The organism is Streptomyces sp. NPDC101194 (genome assembly GCF_044767885.1).
GTDB lineage: Bacteria > Actinomycetota > Actinomycetes > Streptomycetales > Streptomycetaceae > Streptomyces.
The window spans coordinates 1,010,856-1,027,176 of record NZ_JBIWOS010000002.1 but is presented as its reverse complement, the minus strand read 5'-3'; the positions used below and the strand labels follow the sequence as shown (position 1 = coordinate 1,027,176).

14 protein-coding genes are annotated in these 16,321 nt (G+C 71.2%); 3 read left to right on the top strand and 11 right to left on the bottom strand.

Annotated features, from left to right (window positions below; all coding sequences use genetic code 11):
• Positions 1–9 precede the first annotated feature (9 nt).
• Together ACIRP2_RS11380 and ACIRP2_RS11375 are read left to right on the top strand one after the other, a co-directional pair.
• A complete protein-coding gene (locus ACIRP2_RS11380; protein ID WP_404248797.1) occupies positions 10–870 on the top strand; it encodes an alpha/beta fold hydrolase in 861 nt (286 codons plus the stop codon).
• A gap of 209 nt (positions 871–1,079) precedes the next feature.
• Positions 1,080–2,852, top strand: coding sequence for a coagulation factor 5/8 type domain-containing protein (locus tag ACIRP2_RS11375; protein WP_404248795.1), 1,773 nt, complete (start codon positions 1,080–1,082; stop codon positions 2,850–2,852).
• Positions 2,853–2,921: 69 nt separating this feature from the next.
• On the opposite strand, the gene ACIRP2_RS11370 is transcribed toward ACIRP2_RS11375, so the two are convergent.
• The 8 genes from ACIRP2_RS11370 to ACIRP2_RS11335 form a co-directional block, all read right to left on the bottom strand.
• Positions 2,922–3,533, bottom strand: coding sequence for a response regulator (locus tag ACIRP2_RS11370; protein WP_404248793.1), 612 nt, complete (start codon positions 3,531–3,533; stop codon positions 2,922–2,924).
• On the bottom strand, positions 3,530–4,726 hold the full coding sequence (locus tag ACIRP2_RS11365) for a sensor histidine kinase (RefSeq protein WP_404248791.1): 1,197 nt from the start codon (positions 4,724–4,726) through the stop codon (positions 3,530–3,532). The genes ACIRP2_RS11370 and ACIRP2_RS11365 overlap by 4 nt, the downstream gene beginning before the upstream one ends.
• Positions 4,723–5,478, bottom strand: coding sequence for an ABC transporter permease (locus ACIRP2_RS11360; RefSeq protein WP_404248789.1), 756 nt, complete (start codon positions 5,476–5,478; stop codon positions 4,723–4,725). Before ACIRP2_RS11360 ends, ACIRP2_RS11365 begins: the two co-directional genes overlap by 4 nt.
• Positions 5,472–6,410: an ABC transporter ATP-binding protein gene (locus ACIRP2_RS11355; RefSeq protein WP_404248787.1), complete on the bottom strand. Its 939-nt coding sequence runs from the start codon at positions 6,408–6,410 to the stop codon at positions 5,472–5,474. The genes ACIRP2_RS11360 and ACIRP2_RS11355 overlap by 7 nt, the downstream gene beginning before the upstream one ends.
• A 234-nt stretch (positions 6,411–6,644) precedes the next feature.
• Positions 6,645–8,465 (bottom strand): hypothetical protein, encoded by a 1,821-nt coding sequence (locus ACIRP2_RS11350; RefSeq protein WP_404248785.1) that lies wholly within the window; start codon positions 8,463–8,465, stop codon positions 6,645–6,647.
• A gap of 430 nt (positions 8,466–8,895) precedes the next feature.
• On the bottom strand, positions 8,896–9,342 hold the full coding sequence (locus ACIRP2_RS11345; protein WP_404248783.1) for a DUF6113 family protein: 447 nt from the start codon (positions 9,340–9,342) through the stop codon (positions 8,896–8,898).
• Positions 9,339–10,238, bottom strand: coding sequence for an N-acetyl-1-D-myo-inositol-2-amino-2-deoxy-alpha-D-glucopyranoside deacetylase (mshB, locus tag ACIRP2_RS11340; RefSeq protein WP_404248781.1), 900 nt, complete (start codon positions 10,236–10,238; stop codon positions 9,339–9,341). The genes ACIRP2_RS11345 and mshB overlap by 4 nt, the downstream gene beginning before the upstream one ends.
• Positions 10,239–10,358: 120 nt before the next feature.
• Positions 10,359–10,553 carry a hypothetical protein gene (locus tag ACIRP2_RS11335; protein ID WP_093896879.1) on the bottom strand — a complete coding sequence of 65 codons (195 nt, stop codon included), beginning with the start codon at positions 10,551–10,553 and terminating at the stop codon, positions 10,359–10,361.
• Positions 10,554–10,719: 166 nt separating this feature from the next.
• On the opposite strand from ACIRP2_RS11335, the gene ACIRP2_RS11330 reads away from it, so the two are divergent.
• Positions 10,720–12,852 (top strand): alpha/beta fold hydrolase, encoded by a 2,133-nt coding sequence (locus ACIRP2_RS11330; RefSeq protein WP_404248778.1) that lies wholly within the window; start codon positions 10,720–10,722, stop codon positions 12,850–12,852.
• Between the two features lie 29 nt (positions 12,853–12,881).
• Here ACIRP2_RS11330 and ACIRP2_RS11325 read toward each other — a convergent pair whose 3' ends face one another.
• The 3 genes from ACIRP2_RS11325 to ACIRP2_RS11315 all read right to left on the bottom strand — a co-directional run bounded on the left by ACIRP2_RS11325 (position 12,882) and on the right by ACIRP2_RS11315 (position 16,310).
• On the bottom strand, positions 12,882–13,883 hold the full coding sequence (locus ACIRP2_RS11325) for a hypothetical protein (protein ID WP_404248776.1): 1,002 nt from the start codon (positions 13,881–13,883) through the stop codon (positions 12,882–12,884).
• Between the two features lie 197 nt (positions 13,884–14,080).
• The gene (locus ACIRP2_RS11320; RefSeq protein WP_404248774.1) at positions 14,081–15,343 is read right to left on the bottom strand and encodes an ABC transporter ATP-binding protein; all 1,263 of its coding nucleotides are present in this window, start codon (positions 15,341–15,343) and stop codon (positions 14,081–14,083) included.
• Complete coding sequence (locus ACIRP2_RS11315; RefSeq protein WP_404248772.1) at positions 15,333–16,310, bottom strand: ABC transporter ATP-binding protein; 978 nt, start codon at positions 16,308–16,310, stop codon at positions 15,333–15,335. Before ACIRP2_RS11315 ends, ACIRP2_RS11320 begins: the two co-directional genes overlap by 11 nt.
• Positions 16,311–16,321 lie beyond the last annotated feature (11 nt).

Below are 16,321 nucleotides of genomic sequence, written 5' to 3'. Positions count from 1 at the left end.
GCTCGGCGCATGCTGACGGTGACGGAGACCGATCTCGTACTGCGCGACGGCCGCACACTGCACGTCTACGACGCCCGTACCGAGGGGGCCGACGGCGACCTCACGGTCTTCTGGCACCACGGCACGCCGAACATCGGCGCACCGCCCGAGCCCCTGTTCCGGGCCGCCGCCGAGCGGGGCGTGCGCTGGGTGTCCTACGACCGGCCCGGCTACGGCGGTTCGACCCCTCGTCCCGGCCGGGACGTCGCGTCCGCCGCCGCGGACGTGGCGGCGATCGCCGACGCCATGGGCATCGACAGGTTCGCGGTCATGGGAGCTTCCGGAGGAGGCCCGCACGCACTCGCCTGTGCCGCGCTGCTGCCCGAGCGGATCGTGGGCGTGGTCGGCGTGGCGGGGCTTGCTCCGTTCGACGCCGAGGGGCTCGACTGGTTCGCGGGCATGGCACCCTCCGGTGCCGGCGAGTTGCACGCCTCGGTCCGAGGGCGTGCGGCGCTGGAGGAGCTCCTGTCGTCCGCGGAGTTCGACCCCGAGGTGTTCACCCCGGCGGACCACGCGGCGCTCGACGGCCCGTGGTCCTGGCTGGGCGCAGTGGCCGCGAAGGGTCTGGAGAACGGCATCGGCGGGATGGTCGACGACGACCTGGCCTATGTCCGTCCCTGGGGATTCACCCCGGCGCAGGTGACCGCGCCCACGCTCGTCCTGCACGGTGGCCTCGACCGGATCGTGCCCGCCTCGCACGGCGAGTGGCTCGCACGGCACTGCGGCACGGCCGAACTGTGGCGGCGCCCCGACGATGGACACGTCTCGGTGCTCAACTCCGTTACGCAGGCGCTGGACTGGCTGATGGAACGCCGGTTTCCGAAGTCATGAGTCAGATGAACTGAGCACAGAACAGGACAATCCCCTTTCTCCTGGCGTCATTTGTTGTGCTCAACCCGATCCGGCAGGCCCTTCTCCGCACACCTCTTGACGTGTCCTGCACAACAACGGAACCATCGACAAGTGTTGGAGAGCGCTCTCAGAGCGCTCTCTCGACCGACCGTCGTGCACCTGTACCACGACTGAGGAGAAGTGTTCCCATGCATGCTCCCCCCACAGCACCCCCGCGCCGCCGTGCCCGGACACTCGGGTTCGCCGCGCTCGCCGTCGCACTCCTCATGACCGTCCCCACCGCCCGGACCGCGTTCGGCCGGGATGCGGCGCCCCTCGCGGGCGGGGGCGATCTCGGGCCCCACGTCATGGTCTTCGATCCCGCCACACCCGGCATCCAGGCCGAGGTCGACGACGTGTTCAAGAAGCAGGAGTCGGCCCAGTTCGGTGAGGGCCGCTACGCGCTGCTGTTCAAGCCGGGCACGTACGACGACATCAATGCGCAGATCGGCTTCTACACCTCGATCGCCGGTCTGGGACTGAACCCGGACGACACCACGTTCAACGGTGATGTGACGGTCGACGCCGGCTGGTTCAACGGGAACGCCACCCAGAACTTCTGGCGTTCGGCGGAGAACCTGGCGCTCAACCCGGTGAACGGCACCGACCGTTGGGCCGTGTCCCAGGCCGCCCCGTTCCGTCGGATGCACGTCAGGGGCGGGCTGAATCTGGCACCCGCCGGGTACGGCTGGGCCAGTGGCGGCTACATCGCCGACAGCAGGATCGACGGCCAGGTCGGCCCCTACTCGCAGCAGCAGTGGTACACCCGGGACAGTTCGGTCGGCGGCTGGCTCAACGGCGTCTGGAACATGACGTTCTCGGGCGTCGAGGGCGCGCCCGCGCAGAGCTTCCCCGAGCCTCCGTACACCACGCTCGACACCACGCCCGTCTCGCGCGAGAAGCCGTTCCTGTATCTCGACGGGGACGCGTACAAGGTGTTCGTACCGGCCGAACGCACCAACGCGCGCGGCACCTCATGGGGCAGCGGCACACCGCGGGGCGAGTCGATTCCGCTGGACCGGTTCTACGTGGTGAAGCCGGGAGCGAGCGCCGCCACCATCAACGCGGCCGTGCGGCAGGGGCTGCATCTGCTCTTCACGCCCGGCGTCTACCACGTCGACCGACCCATCGAGATCGACCGTGCGGACACGGTCGTCCTCGGCCTGGGGTTCGCGACCATCGTCCCGGACAACGGCGTCACGGCCATCGAGGTCGGCGACGTGGACGGCGTGAAGCTGGCCGGACTGCTCGTCGACGCGGGCCCGGTCAACTCGGACAGGCTGATCGAGATCGGCCCCGACGGCGCGTCCGCCGGTCATGCCGCCGACCCCACATCGCTCCAGGACGTGTTCGTGCGCATCGGCGGCGCCGGGCCCGGCAGGGCGACCACCGGCATCGTCGTGAACAGCAACGACACGCTCATCGACCACACCTGGCTGTGGCGCGCCGACCACGGCGACGGCGTCGGCTGGGAGACCAACCGGGCGGACTACGGGCTCCGGGTCAACGGTGACGACGTGCTGGCCACCGGGCTGTTCGTGGAGCACTTCAACAAGTACGACGTGGAGTGGGCCGGCGAGAACGGCCGGACGATCTTCTTCCAGAACGAGAAGGCGTACGACGCCCCGAACCAGGCCGCCGTCCAGAACGGCAGCACCAAGGGGTTCGCCGCCTACAAGGTCGACGACTCCGTCACCACCCACGAGGGCTGGGGTCTGGGCAGCTACTGCTACTACAACGTCGACCCGACGATCCGTCAGGACCACGGCTTCGAGGCGCCGGTGAAACCGGGCGTGAGGTTCCACGATCTGCTGGTCGTCTCGCTCGGTGGCCAGGGGCAGTACGAGCACGTCGTCAATGACACCGGATCTCCCACGTCCGGAACGAGCACCGTCCCGTCGCAGGTGGTGTCCTTCCCCTAGGACGTGACCTTGCCGGGGGGGCGGAGCGGGGCCCGGTCGCGGCAACTGCGGCCGGGCCCCGGCACGTCGCTACAGCCAGCCCTTCTCGCGGGCGATGCGCACCGCCTCGGCCCTGTTGCGGGCCGCCATCTTCTGGATCGCCATGGAGAGATAGTTGCGGACCGTCCCCTGCGAGAGATGGAGCGCGGCCGCGATCTCCGCGTTGGTGGAGCCGTCCGCCGCCGTGCGCAGCACGTCGCGTTCGCGGTCGGTGAGCGGGCTCGCCCCGTCGGCGAGCGCCGCCGCCGCGAGGGTGGGATCGATGACCCGCTCCCCGGCGAGCACCTTCCGTACCGCCGCGGCCAGTTGGGACGCGGGGGCGTCCTTCACCAAAAAGGCGTCGGCCCCCGACTCCATGGCCCGGCGCAGATAGCCGGGGCGGCCGAAGGTGGTGACGACGACGACCTTCACGGCCGGGAGTTCGCGCCGCAGGGCGGCCGCCGCGTCGATGCCGGTCATGCCCGGCATCTCGATGTCCAGGAGTGCCACGTCGATGTGGTGCTCGTGCGCGGCGGCCAGCACCTCGTCCCCGCGGGCGACCTGGGCCACCACCTCGATGTCGGGTTCCAGGCCGAGGAGCGCCGCGAGGGCCTCGCGCACCATGGACTGGTCCTCGGCGAGGAGGAGTCTGATCATGCTCATTCCGTGGATCCTAGGCCGGAATCGAGCGGCACACTCAAGGTCAGGGTGAAGCCTTTGCCGGATCCGGAGGCGGAACCGGCCCCGGGGCCGCCGGTCCGGGTGGTCAGCGTGCCGTCGACCGTGGCGAGGCGTTCGGTGATGCCGGTGAGTCCGTTGCCCGGCTTCGTCCCCCCGGCTCCGACGCCGTCGTCCGCGACGGTGAGTTCGAGGACCCTGCCGTCGAGGGTCTGACGCGGGGTGAGGGTGACCGTGCAGTGCCGGGCCCCGCTGTGACGTACGACATTGGTGACGGCTTCCCGCAGCGCCCAGGCGAGCACCTCCTCCGGCTTCTCGGGGAGGTCGTCGGGGGCCTCGGCCGGTACGTCCGCGGCGATGCCCGCGGCGGCGAGGGCGGTACGGGCGCCGGCCAGCTCGCCGGGGAGGGTCGGCCGACGGTAGCCGGTGACGGCGCTGCGCACGTCGACCAGGGCCTGGCGGCTGACCTGTTCGATGTCCGTGACCTGGGCCGCCGCCTGCTCCGGGTGGTCAGGGAGCATCCGCCCGGCCAGTTCGCTCTTGAGCGTGATGAGCGAGAGCGAGTGGCCGAGCAGGTCGTGCAGATCGCGGGCGAGCCTGAGCCGCTCCTCGTTGGCGGCGAGCTGGGCGACGGTCGCGCGGGCCTCCCGCAGCTGGATCGTCGTACGGATCAGCTGCCGTACGCCGGTCATCGCGAACCCGCCCAGCAGCGCAGGGAAGACCAGGGCGGTGATGATCTCCCGGGAGTGGTTGCCGGTCAGACCGATCCCGACCAGGACGGCGGTGACGGCGGGGATCAGCCAACGGGCGGTCCGCAACGGCATGGTGGCGCCGACGGAGACCGCGACGTACACGAAGAGGACCAGCCACGCGGTGCCGAGCGTCAGGGAGAGGACGGCGGCGAGGGTGCCCAGGAAGGCGATCGCGGAATGGACCAGGCGCCGGTCCATGGCCTTCGCCGTCTGGCGGAAGACCAGCACGAGATACGCCGCGACGAAGACCAGGAGGCCGAAGGTGCCGAGCGCCGTCGCCCACGCGGGGTGGTTGCCGTCGATGAGGTCCTTGACGGGGGCGCTCATGAACGCGAGCCAGACACCGATCCAGAGCAGCTTGATCCAGACCTGCCGGCGGCCCGTCGGCGGGCTCCCGACGCCCACGGACGTCTCGTCGTCGTTCACGCCTTCAGGGTGTCCTTCCGGTAGAGCCAGGCCGCCCCGCCCGCGAAGATCAGGAAGTAGGCGCAGAGGATGGCGACGTCCTTGGCGTGCGGCGATCCACCCATCTCGATCGCCTGGCCGAGAGAAGCGTACGCGTGTGTGGGCAGCCATTCGGAGATGTTCTGGAGCCACCTCGGGAAGGTGGCGCTCGGCATCCACAGGCCGCCGAGGATGGAGAGACCGAAGTAGATGATCATCGTGATCGGACGGACCGCGTCACCACTGGCGATGTAGCCGATGGCGACCCCGAGCGCGGCGAACACCAGTGAACCCGCCCAGATGACCCCGGCCAGCGCGAACCACTGCCAGGTCTCCACCCGTACGTGCTTGACGACGGCGGCGACCAGGAAGACGACCACGATGCAGGGCAGGGTGACCATCGCCGCGCCGGCGATCTTCGCCAGGACGTAGCCGCGGCTGGGCAGTGCGGTCAGCCGGAGCTGGCGGACCCAGCCCTTCTCGCGTTCCTTGGCGATGCGTTCGCTGTTGCCCATGAGGACGGCGGTCAGCGCGCCGAAGGAGGCCATCGAGACCATGAAGAACGCCGGGAAGGTGAGATCGGTGTGCGGGATCCGGTCGCTGGTGCTCCGGGTCCCGGAGATCAGCAGATAGATCACCGAGGGGTAGATGACCGAGAAGAACATGAACTTCTTGTTCCGCAGGGTGCGGGTCACTTCGAGCCTGATGAGTGCCCACGAAAGGTGATTCAGCATGCGGTCCTGGCCTCCTCGGCCTCGGTGATGGCTACGAAGGCCTGCTCCAGGCCGAGTCCCGCGACTTCGAGTTCGCGCGGGTAGAGGCCGAGCCCGTAGACCGCGTGGACGGTCGCGTCGGCATCGCGCGACTGGATTCGGACCCGGTTGTCGGTGATGTCGAGCGCGGTGAGGAACGGCAGCCCGCACAGGGCCGCTTCGTCGACCGGACCGTCCAGCTCGAAGGAGATCCGGCGGGCCCCGGCCCTGGCCTTGATCTCGGCGGCGGTGCCGTCGGCCAGCAGCCGGCCCTTGTGCAGGACGAGGACACGGTCGGCGATCGCGTCGGCCTCTTCGAGGTAGTGGGTGGCGAACAGGACGGTGCGGCCCTGCTCGGCCTGCTCGCGCATCGTGGCCCAGAAGGCCTGGCGCGCGGTGACGTCCATGCCCGTGGTCGGCTCGTCGAGGACGATCAGGTCGTTGGCCCCGGCGGTGGCGAGCGCGAACCGTACGCGCTGCTCCTGGCCGCCGGAGAGCTTGTTGACCATGCGGTCGGCGATCTGCGCGATGCCGGCGCGGGACAGCACCTCGTCCACCGGGTAGGGCCTGGGGTGCAGATCGCAGGCGAGGCGCACCAGTTCCTCGACCTTGACGTCCTCCATCAGGCCGCCGGTCTGCAGCATCGCGCCGACACGGCCCGCCGCGATGGCGCTCTGCGGGGTGGTGCCGAAGACCCGGACCGAGCCGGAGTCTGCGGTGCGCAGTCCGAGCAGCAGATCCAGGGTGGAGGACTTCCCGGCTCCGTTGGGGCCCAGGAGCGCCACGGTCTCGCCGGGATGCAGGTCGAGGGTGAGCCCGTCGACGGCACGCACCGCTCCGTACGCCTTGCTGACCCGGTCGAAGCGGACCACGGCGGTCTTCGCCCCGGTGGCCTCGGTTGCTGTCGTCGTCATGCGTCCAGCGTGGCGGAGGGCGGGGTCTCTCCGGCAGGGTCGAGAATCGTGGAATCGGGATGACAGATGTCATGCCGAGCGCATGACTCCGTGGCTGGTCCCGCGCGTGAGCACGACCCCGTCGTCGGAACGCGGCCGCCGCCCACGCACAGGGATCCGCACACGGCCCCGCCCCCGGCCGGAGATCCGGGCGGGGGCGGGGCGGGTGGAGCGCTGTTCGCCGCTGCGGGGCGGTTATCCGTTGCCGTTCAGGTCGATCGTGGCCGTCCGCTCGGCGGCGGTCCTGCCGAGCAGCGCGGTCTGCATGGCATGCGCCACGTCGTCCGCACTGAGCTGGTGCTGCTTGCCGTCACCCTTGGTGATCATGATGCCGTTGAAGACACCGTCGCACAGGGTGTCGATGGCCTTCTTGTCGTAGTGCTCGACCAGCCGGCCCTTGACCGGCACCATCGTGAGGATCTGCGGCAGCGACTTGGCCGGGCCGAACTGGATCTGCTTGGGGCCGGCCTTGATCGTGATCAGGCCGGACATCGCGGGCTTCGCGAACTCCCTCATCGCCCGGTCCAGTTCCGCCTGGTTGATCGTGGGCTCACTGGTGGTGACGGGCAGTTGGACGGTGGCCGCCTTGCCGGTCTGCACCTGGGCCCGGTACGCGTCGCGCACCGAGATCATCGAGCGGTTGACGTCCAGCGTCTTCCCCGACTTGCCGGGGACGGCGACGGCCTTGCCCGGCTCGAACTTGATCGTGCCGTCGTTGGCCGAGCCGGAGACTCCCGCCAGATCCGCCAGCGCGACTCCGAGTTTCTCCTCGTCGACCGGGATCACCGGGTCGACGACGCGCTTGCCGCCGAAGAGGGACCCGATGACGGAGACCGGGTTGTAGTCGCTGCCCGCGGCGGACCGCACGGTCTCCTGGCTGTCCAGGCTGAGCCCGGCCTTGTCCGGTGCGAGCTCGGTGTTCTTGCCGTCCACCGACAGCTGGAGGGGTGCCACGGCGCGCTTGCCGAGAGCGGCGTCCAGCTTCGCGACGCCGTCGTCCTTCGTGCCGCCGCCGATGTCGACGCCGAGAACGGTGGTGCCCTTGGGGACGTCGGAGTGGTTCATCAGCAGCCCGGCGCCGTAGGCCACACCGAGCAGACCGACGACGCCCGCGCACAGGAGCACCAGCTTGGAGCGGCCCTTCTTCGCGGGCGCGGGCGCCGGGGCGGGGCGCGCCGCGGCGGGGGCCGGCGAGGGAGCGGCCGGACCGCCGGGCCCCGCCGGTCCGGTGCCCATCGCCTGGTCCGCGATACGGGGCGTCAGATCGGGACGTCCGCCGCCGGGGCCGCCCGCGCCCGCGAACGGGGACGGGGAGCGGTGCTCCGGCGGAACGACGGGAATGCCGCTGGTGAGCGTGTCACCGGAGACGTTGCCGCCCGGCCCGGCGGCGGCCGGGGCCGCGAACTGGGGCGTCAGCACCGCCGTGTCGTCGGACATCCGCGGGGGCGTGTCACCGGGGGCGCCGGAACCCTGCGGGCCCGCGGGACCGCCGGAGCCCGGTGCGCCCGGTCCGTCGAGGTTCGGGGTGAGGGACGAGGTGCCGGTGACCGGGCCCGTGGTGGGACCCGAGGGGCCCGGCGTACGCACTCCGAGGTTCGGCGTGGGGCGCGAGCCGCCGACGCCGAACTCGTCCAGGGCGCTGCCGCCGGTGCCGGGCGCGTCCTGGCCGCCCGTGCGCTGCGGGCCGTCCGAGAAGTACGGCAGGTCGGGGCGGGGCGGGGCGGGCGTGGCGCCCTTGGCACCGTCGGCGCCGCCCGGCGCGCCGCCGGTGGCGCCCGGCGCGCCGCCGGTGGCGATGACCGAGGTGTTCGTGGGGGCCTTGCGCGGGGCGAACCAGTCGCTGCCGCTCTTCTCCCTGGCCGGCTTCTCGGCGCCCGGTTCCGTGGTCGCCGGACCGGCCGCCGTCTCGGCGCCCGGTGCGGCGTCGGAGGCGTCCGACGCACCGTTCGGCGCGGGCACGCCGGGGCGCGGGATGGTGCCCGTGCGCTCGGTGTCGGCGGCGTCGGCGTCGCTCATGGGCGTACGCATGACCACGGGCGGGATGGGACGCGAGCCCGGGATGTTGATCCGGATGCGCGTCGTCAGCGTCGTCTCGGTCCTCGGCTCTTCGGACCGAGGCGGGTCCGCAGGCTCCGGGGCCCCCTCCGGGGCGTCCTGCGAAGGGTGCAGCGACGGATACTGGCGGGATCCGTACGGCGGCGTCCCCGAGGGGTACGCGGCTCCTCCGCGCCCCTGGGGCCCGGAGGACGAACTGTCAGTTTCACGACTCAAAGCAGGTTCTCCCGATTGGCTCCACCGCCCGTACTTCCCCCATGCCGCAGGCCAGGGGACGGCTCGGCGCGCGAACCACCATACTGGCCGCGGCCGACAGACACCTCGCGACCGGGGGAAACGACCGCATGACCGGCGAACGGACAAGAGGCATTACGGGATCGGACGTGGCACATTACTTGCCAGGTCGGCCGCTGTCGGCGCCCGGTCGGGGCGACCGCGACATGGTGGCACAGATCACAGCGACGGCCATCCCGCCGAGCATGAAGAGGGTGAGGCCCAGCTCATCGCCGAAGACATAGTCGCCCTCCGGCCGTCCGCCGAGCAGCAGAACGACCGAAATCAGCCAGCCCGCCGCGGGGGTCAGGGCACCGAGCTGGGTGTCGAAGACGCGGCGCCCGCCGTAGAACAGCCCGGCGCAGGCGAGCAGCGCGAGGAGCAGTCCGGCGGGGAACCACGCGGCTTGGACGAGCGCCCCGGCGATCCCGACGAGCGCGCCGAGGACGGCCAGGCCCACGTAGGCGGCGATCCGCCCGGGGTTGAGGGGGGCTGCCAGGCCGGTCGCCGGCACGCCCCCAAAGGGCGCGCCGGAGCGCGGTGCGCGCTGCTTGCCGTCGCTCATCGCTCCGCTCCCGGTACGCCGGCGAACAGGTCGTCCTCGCGTGCCCCCTGCGGGGCTCCGGAGGTGCCGCGCACCAACTCGTAGTACTCGGTGGTGAGGACGGGCTGGCCGAGGTCGTTGGAGAGGGCGAAGAAGGGGCCGTCCACGGCGATCTGGGTGACATGGGCCCGCATCGCCGCGCTCTTGGCCGCGGCATGGGCCGAGCCGTCGATCCGCGCGGTGATCCTCGCGTCGTCGACCACACCCGGTACGTCGTCGATGGCGGCGATCCCCGGGAAGGCGTCCGGGGCCGTGTCCCGCAGGCGCGCGAAGCCCTCTTCGACGACCGAGCGCGGCACCCGGTTCCAGTAGACCTTGGCGACGGTGTGCGGGGCGTCCGGTCCGGGGCGGTACGCGGGGTCGGCGGCGAGCTCGGCGGCGCGCATCGCGACACGGTGGGCCTGGATGTGGTCGGGGTGTCCGTAGCCGCCGTCGGGGTCGTAGGTGACGAGGATCTGCGGGCGCACCGAGCGGATCACCTCCACGAGGTACCCGGCGGCTTCGTCCACGTCGGCGTTCCAGAAGGCGCCGGGGCGGTGGTTCTGCTCGGCGCCCATCATTCCGGAGTCGCGGAAGCGGCCGGGGCCGCCGAGGAGCCGGTGGTCGGTGACCCCGAGCTCCTTCATCGCCGCAGCGAGTTCACCCCGGCGGTGGGGGCCCAGGGTGTCGTCCCGGTCCGCCGCGAGATGGGCGAGTCCGGGCGGGATGACCTCGCCCTCCTCGCCGAGCGTGCAGGTGACCAGGGTGACCTGGGCACCCTCGGCCGCGTACCTGGCCATGGTGGCGCCGTTGTTGATCGACTCGTCGTCGGGGTGCGCGTGCACCAGGAGCAGACGCCGGGCTGGATGGTCCGTCATGGGGACCACCCTACGAGCCGAACGCCCCGGGGCCGTGCCGGGCGTCGCGCCCCCGGCCCCGATCCGCCGACCGGACCCCGCCCTGCCGCGCCCGCGCACCGGCCGCCGACGAGTCGGGGCTCAGAACTTGAGGCTTCCGATCATGCCGGCCACATTCGTGGTCAGGTTCGAGATGCTGGGCGCAATGGACGAGCTGGCGAGATAGAAACCGAGCAGTGCGCAGACCACCGCATGTCCGCCCTTCAGTCCGGATTTCCGGATCAGCAGGAAGACGACGATCGCCAGCAGCACCACCGCCGAAATCGAGAGTGCCACGGCGGTTCACCTCCATCAGTACGGTCGGGACGGGCAGCACACATGGAGCCAGCAGGTTCATACCCACCGAGCGCTACGGATCATAACTATCCGTCGTACCGCATTGATCGGGGCACAGCAGCACGAGGGGCGCACGACCGGGCGGTCGGGCGCTAGGTTCGGGCCCATGACTTCGCAGAAGATCTCATTTCCGCGTCAGCACGCCAGGACGATGCGATTCACCCTCGGCGCCCCCCGTGCGTTCACCGTGTCACCCGACGGAGAGCGGGTGATCTTCCTGCGGTCGGGATCGGGGACGGACCGGACGGGGCGGCTGTGGGTGCTGGACCTGCCCGAGGGCGGTACGCCCCAGGAGCGCGTGGTCGCCGATCCCGAGATGCTGCTGGGCGGTTCGGCGGAGCGGTTGTCGCCCCAGGAGCGGGCCCGGCGCGAACGCAGCCGTGAGGGCTCCTCGGGGATCGTGGGCTACGCGGTCGACGCGGCGGCCGAGTTGGCCGCGTTCGCGCTCTCCGGGAAGGTGTACGTCGCGGAGTTGCGGGCGGGTACGGCGCGGGCGCTGCCGGTGCCCGGCCCGGTGATCGACCCGCGGCCGTCGCCGGACGGACGGCTCGTCGCGTACGTCGCGAAGGGCGCGCTGCGTGTCGTGGGCGCCGGGGGCGACGGGGATCTGGCGCTCGCCGAGCCGGAGGGGCCGAACGTCACGTACGGCCTCGCGGAGTTCATCGCGGCCGAGGAGATGCAGCGTTCGCGGGGCTTCTGGTGGTCGCCGGAGTCGGACCGGCTGCTCGTCGCCCGGGTCGACGACAGCCCCGTGCGGCGGTGGTGGATCGCGGATCCGGCGCACCCGGACCGCAAGCCGGCCGAGGTCGCCTATCCGGCGGCGGGGACTCCCAACGCCGAGGTGCGGCTCTTCGCGATGGGCCTGGACGGCACCCGCACCGAAGTGGTCTGGGACCGGACGCGTTACCCGTATCTGGCGCAGGTGCACTGGTCGTCGGCCGGGGCTCCGCTGATCCTCGTGCAGGCCCGTGACCAGCAGAGTCAGCTGTTCCTCGCGGTGGACCCGGAGACCGGTACGACCCGGACGGTGCATGTCGACGAGGATCCGGTCTGGCTGGAAATCTTCCCCGGTGTGCCCGCCTGGGCGCCGGACGGGCGGCTCGTGCGGATCGCGGACGAGGGCGGGGCGCGGGTGCTCGCGGTCGGCGACCGGCTGCTGACCGGGGCGCAGTTGCAGCTCCAGGCGGTCCTGGACATCGGTGATTCGGATGTCCTGGTGTCGGCGTCGGCCGGCGAGGAGGCCGCGGAGCCGGAGATCGGCGAGAGCCATGTGTACCGGGTCAACGAGCTGGGCGTCGAACGGGTCTCCGAAGGCGCCGGGGTGCATTCGGCCGTCCGCGCGGGCGCGGTGACGGTGCTGGTCTCCCACTCCCCGGAGCGGCCGGGGGCCCGCGCCGAGGTCCTGCGGAACGGCAAGCGGATCGCCACCGTGGCGAGTTTCGCCGAGGAGCCGGTGCTGTCGGCGCGGGTCCGTCTCACCGAGGGGGGCGCACGGCGAATTCCGTGCGCCGTGCTGCTCCCCGATGGGTACAAAGAGTCGGACGGTCCCCTTCCTGTACTGATGGACCCGTACGGCGGGCCGCACGGCCGACGGGTGCTCGCCGCCCACAATCCGCATCTGACCTCACAGTGGTTCGCGAACCAGGGTTTCGCGGTGGTCGTCGCGGACGGCCGGGGCGCACCGGGGCGTTCGCCGGCCTGGGAGAAGGCCGTCAAGAACAACATCGCCCTCACCATGGACGACCAGATCGAGGCGCTGCACGCACTCGCCGGGCGGTTTCCGCTGGACCTCGGCAAGGTGGCGATCCGTGGCTGGTCGTTCGGCGGATTCCTGGCGGCGCTGGCCGTGCTGCGCCGGCCGGACGTCTTCCACGCCGCGGTGGTGGGCGCGCCGGTGACCGACCAGCGGCTGTACGACACCCACTACACCGAGCGCTATCTCGGCGATCCGGCGAAGCAGCCGGAGGTGTACGCGCACAACTCGGTGCTGACGGACGAGGGGCTCTCCGAGGCCGCCGACGAGGCCCGGCCGATGATGATCATCCATGGTCTGGCCGACGACAACGTGGTGGTCGCACACGCGCTCAGGCTGTCGTCGGCGCTGCTCTCGGCGGGGCGGCCGCACGAGGTGCTGCCGCTCAGCGGGGTGACGCACATGACGCCGCAGGAGCAGGTGGCGGAGAATCTGCTGCTGCTCCAGGTGGACTTCCTGAAGCGGTCGCTGGGGCTGCGGGGGTGAGCTGAGCGGGGCGGTGCCGACCGCGCCCGTCACCAGCCCGGCGGGGGCCGGGACGGGGGCGGCGGACCGAAGACGCCGGGCTGCGGATGTCCGTACCCCTGCCCATAACCCTGGTGGGGCGGGGCAGCGTCGTCCGCGCTGCCCCGCCGGGCCAGCGCGATCAGTACCACCGCCGCGGCGATCGTCTCGAAGAACGAGCTCAGCAAGGTGAGTTGGTCCTCGGTGCGCAGATCGGAGAAGTGGTCCAGCATCCTGTAGTGCACGGCGCGGACCACTCCCGGCACCCCGGCGCACAGCAGGACACCGGCCGCGATCAGGCCGAACGGCCGTGCGTGCACGGCGTGGAAGAGCGCGCTCGTCCCCGCGAACAGACAGAGCAGTGCGAGGACCGCGTTGTTCCAGCCGGGCGGTGCGTCGATCAGCCCCTGGAGGAGCCGGTCCCCGCCCACGAACCAGTCGGGGTAGATGAACGGGAACCGCACCGCCTGGCGGATCTCCCAGGCGATCACCACCACTCCCGAGGCGCCCAGCAGCAGAAACGCCGTCACGCTCGCACCCGGACCCGGCCGGGTCGGGGTGTGCTCGGAGAAGTCGTGCGGCGGTCTGCGGCCGGCGGCGGCGGTGATGATCAGCGCGATGCCCACCGCGAGGGCCGCGAAGGCGCAGATCAGAGCCCGGGTGCGGAGATCGTCGGAGAAGCGGGCGTTCATCCGGGACGCGCCGATGTTCCAGAGCGCCGGCAGCCGTACGGCGAGAGTGACCACCCCGGTGGCGACCAGCGCGGTACCGGCCACCACGGACCGCAGGGCCGCGAACGCGGCGACGACATACACCAGGAGCAGCACCACGTCGTCGGCCGAGGTGGTGGGCACGGCGGACAGTTGCGCTTCGCGGTAGCCGGCCCAGTACCGCCACAACCGGCCCGGATCGTCGACCGCCCCGACATCCCGCACGAGCCAGCCCGCGACCATCACCGCGAGCAGGGCGCAGAGAACGGCGCCGGTGACCCTTGCCCCCCGTGTGAGTATCACCCGAGCGATACTCCACCGCCCCCGGCCGCCGGACAAGAGCCGGGCCGCGAAGATGTGCGAACGGGCAACCGGCCGGGGGGCCTTGACGACCCCCCGGCCGGTTCACGGCACCCGCACGGCCGTACGGGGACCATGGTGGCGCGTTCGTATATCGGATGTGGGACGGCCGGGTTGCCCCGGCGTTAACGTGCGGGCCGTCAGACGACCCGGCTGCTGCCGGAGGGCGGCGGCCCGCCCTCGTCGTCCGGTGCACCCGCCCCGCCCGTCCCGTCCTCGGGCTTCTCCGGTGGCGCGCCGGCCTCCTCCACCATCGTCTCCCCCGGCGTCTCCAGCAGTCCCTCCGGCGGCACCACCTGCTTCTCCTCCGCGAAGTGGCAGGCCGAATCGTGTCCGGCGGGTGTGTCCGTCAGCCGGAAGACCGCCGGAACCGCCAGCGGCGGCACCTCCAGTTCGCACCGCTCCCGCGCCTTCCAGCAGCGGGTGCGGAAGCGGCAGCCGGAAGGCGGGTTGGCGGGCGAGGGGACGTCGCCGTGCAGGATGATCCGCTCCCGGTGCTCGCGGGCCGTCGGGTCCGGCACCGGGACCGCGGACAGCAGCGCCTGGGTGTACGGGTGCGTGGGGTGGTCGTAGATCTGCTCGTCGGTGCCGATCTCGACGATCCGGCCGAGGTACATCACGCCGACCCGGTCGGAGATGTGCCGGACGATCGACAGGTCGTGCGCGATGAAGACGTAGCTCAGCCCGAACTCCGTCTGGAGGCGGTCCAGCAGATTGACGACCTGCGCCTGCACGGAGACGTCGAGGGCCGAGACGGGTTCGTCGGCGACGATGATCTCGGGGTTCAGGGCGAGGCCGCGGGCGATGCCGATGCGCTGGCGCTGACCGCCGGAGAACTGGTGCGGATAGCGGTTGATGTACTCCGGGTTGAGACCGACGACGTCCAGCAGGTCCTGGACCTTGCGGCGCCGGTCGCCCTTCGGGGCCACCTCGGGGTGGATCTCGTACGGCTCGCCGATGATGTCGCCCACCGTCATACGCGGGTTCAGCGACGTGTACGGGTCCTGGAACACCATCTGGATGTTGCGGCGCACGGCCTTCAGGGCACGTCCCGACAGCCGGGTGATGTCCTCGCCCTTGTACTTGATCGCGCCGGCCGTGGGCCGTTCCAGATGCACCAGCATCCTGGCCACGGTCGACTTGCCGCAGCCCGACTCCCCCACGATCCCGAGCGTCTCGCCCGCCGCCAGGTCGAAGGAGACCCCGTCCACGGCCTTGACGGCGCCGATCTGCTTCTTGATCAGGATGCCCTGGGTCAGCGGGTAGTGCTTGACCAGATCGCGGACCTCCAGGATCGGCTCGCGTCCGGCCACCGGGAGCCCGGCCCGCTCCTCGGCGAGCAGGGCGTGGGCCGTCCCGCCCCCTTCGCGCGCTTCCTCGCGCCCCGAGTGGTCAGCGTGCATCGAGCGTCTCCTTCCAGAAGTAGCAGGCGCTCTCACGGTGCTCGGCCACCTCGAACAGCGGCGGAACCTCGCCTCGACAGATCTCCTGGGCCATCGGGCAGCGCGGGTTGAAGGCACAACCCGGCGGGATGTGCAGCAGGTTGGGCGGCAGGCCCTTGATCGCGTACAGCTCCTGGCCCTTCTGGTCCAGGCGCGGGATCGACCGGAGCAGGCCCTTGGTGTACGGGTGGGCGGGGGCCCGGTAGATGTCGTGGACGGGGGCGGCCTCGACGATCCGGCCCGCGTACATCACGGCGATCTTGTCGGCGACGTCCGCGACCACGCCCAGGTCGTGGGTGATCAGGATCAGGCCCATGTTCAGCTCGCGCTGGAGCTCGGCCAGCAGGTCCATCACCTGGGCCTGGACGGTGACGTCGAGGGCGGTGGTGGGCTCGTCCGCGATGATCAGCGACGGTTCCAGCGCCAGGGCCATGGCGATCATGATGCGCTGACGCATTCCGCCGGAGAACTGGTGCGGATAGTTGCCCACGCGCTCCTTCGCGGCCGGGATGCGGACCCGGTCCATCAGCTCCACGGCCTTCAGCCTGGCGTCCTTGCGGGACATCCCGCGATGGACGACGAACATCTCGCCGAGCTGCTCCCCCACGCTGAGCACGGGGTTGAGGGAGGAGAGCGCGTCCTGGAAGATCATGGCCATCTCCTGGCCGCGGATCCTCCGTCGCTCGTCCTTCCGCATCTTCAGCAGATCGCGGTCCTTGAAGAGGATCTCGCCGCCGCCGATCCTCCCGGGTGGCACGTCGAGAATGCCCATGATCGCCTGTGCGGTGACCGACTTGCCGGAGCCCGACTCGCCGAGGACGGCCAGCGTCTCGCCCTCGGCCACCGAGTAGTTGACCCCGTTGACCGCCTTGGCCACCCCGTCGCGGGTGTGGAACTCCACGTGCAGATCGCGCACTTCGAGCAGCATGGCAGTGGGCT

What these genes read in the sequence shown, in the direction of transcription:
- ACIRP2_RS11380 (WP_404248797.1), top strand. Translation starts at nt 10, where the DNA reads ATGCTGACGGTGACGGAGACCGATCTCGTACTGCGCGACGGCCGCACA.
- ACIRP2_RS11350 (WP_404248785.1), bottom strand. Translation starts at nt 8,465, where the DNA reads ATGAGCGACGCCGACGCCGCCGACACCGAGCGCACGGGCACCATCCCG.
- ACIRP2_RS11330 (WP_404248778.1), top strand. Translation starts at nt 10,720, where the DNA reads ATGACTTCGCAGAAGATCTCATTTCCGCGTCAGCACGCCAGGACGATG.
- ACIRP2_RS11370 (WP_404248793.1), bottom strand. Translation starts at nt 3,533, where the DNA reads ATGAGCATGATCAGACTCCTCCTCGCCGAGGACCAGTCCATGGTGCGC.
- ACIRP2_RS11360 (WP_404248789.1), bottom strand. Translation starts at nt 5,478, where the DNA reads ATGCTGAATCACCTTTCGTGGGCACTCATCAGGCTCGAAGTGACCCGC.
- ACIRP2_RS11345 (WP_404248783.1), bottom strand. Translation starts at nt 9,342, where the DNA reads ATGAGCGACGGCAAGCAGCGCGCACCGCGCTCCGGCGCGCCCTTTGGG.
- ACIRP2_RS11355 (WP_404248787.1), bottom strand. Translation starts at nt 6,410, where the DNA reads ATGACGACGACAGCAACCGAGGCCACCGGGGCGAAGACCGCCGTGGTC.
- ACIRP2_RS11315 (WP_404248772.1), bottom strand. Translation starts at nt 16,310, where the DNA reads ATGCTGCTCGAAGTGCGCGATCTGCACGTGGAGTTCCACACCCGCGAC.
- ACIRP2_RS11375 (WP_404248795.1), top strand. Translation starts at nt 1,080, where the DNA reads ATGCATGCTCCCCCCACAGCACCCCCGCGCCGCCGTGCCCGGACACTC.
- mshB (WP_404248781.1), bottom strand. Translation starts at nt 10,238, where the DNA reads ATGACGGACCATCCAGCCCGGCGTCTGCTCCTGGTGCACGCGCACCCC.
- ACIRP2_RS11320 (WP_404248774.1), bottom strand. Translation starts at nt 15,343, where the DNA reads ATGCACGCTGACCACTCGGGGCGCGAGGAAGCGCGCGAAGGGGGCGGG.